Source organism: Gordonibacter sp., assembly GCF_036667095.1.
GTDB lineage: Bacteria > Actinomycetota > Coriobacteriia > Coriobacteriales > Eggerthellaceae > Gordonibacter.
The window spans coordinates 1-980 of sequence record NZ_JAVWUP010000220.1; the positions used below are offsets into that span (position 1 = coordinate 1).

The 980-nt window shown below is 61.7% G+C and carries 1 protein-coding gene; it reads right to left on the bottom strand.

Annotated features, from left to right (window positions below; genetic code table 11):
• Nucleotides 1-902 (bottom strand): hypothetical protein (locus RR842_RS12735; RefSeq protein ID WP_332729985.1); only part of this gene is annotated, 902 nt, incomplete at its 3' end.
• Nucleotides 903-980 lie beyond the last annotated feature (78 nt).

Genomic DNA, 980 nt, shown 5'->3' on the forward strand with positions numbered 1-980 from the left:
AGCGACAGCACGAACGTAATGCCGGGGTTCGTGATGGCCGCGTTGGCGGCCGCCACCTCGCTCATGCCCTGCCCCAAGAAGTACTCGTAGGACACGTTGTAGCCGTAATAGGCCAAAAGGGCGCCGAACACGTAGGTAAGCACCGCGCACAAGCTGCCCACCACCGAGATGGCCGCCAGGTCACGTTCCTTCTTCACGAAGCGCGTGAAGTCGGATGAGAACAGGGCCATGAGTCCCGAGGTCATGATGCTGTAGTTCACCGCGTAGGCGAATCCCTCAGCCTGACCCACATAGGGCACGAGGACGCCATGCGTGAGCGCGTCGACCAGGTGCCCGTCGAGCGCAATGCTGCCCGCCACGAACATCAGGGCCGCGAACAGCAGCACGACGAACACCATGTTGAACCGCGCGATGAACTTCATGCCGAACAGCGACATGAGCACCCAGGCCGTTGAGATGCCCAGGTACAGCAGGTGTTTGACGATCTCGTCCGTCCAACCGAAGTAGTAGATGATCGCGTTGCCCAGCTGTACCGTACCGATGGCGAGCGTGCCCACCAGCAAGAATATCCAGATGAGCGAATCGAGCGCCGAGCCTTTCGTGCCGAACACGTACAGACGCGACGTGACGTTGCTGGGCAATCCCTCGCGAAACGATATCCTGCCCACGAAAAACGTGAGGAACACGCTCAGCACGAACATGATAGCCGCCGCGCCCAGCCCGTAGAGGCACCCCGCATAGTAGGCGACGATGCCGCCGCCCATGAGCTTCGTCAAGCTGGACACCACGCCGGATAGGATGGCGGCCACGCCCGTCCAGCCGAGCTTCTTGTCTTCAGGCACGCGCTCGAACAGCGACACCTGCTCGGCAGGCGCACCCTTCTTGCGAGACGATTCGGTCATCCTCTCCCCCTGTCCCCGTGCTGTACTCAGCCAACCTATCCCCGCATTGCACGCCTTACGTCCGACCAGCCCTCACCC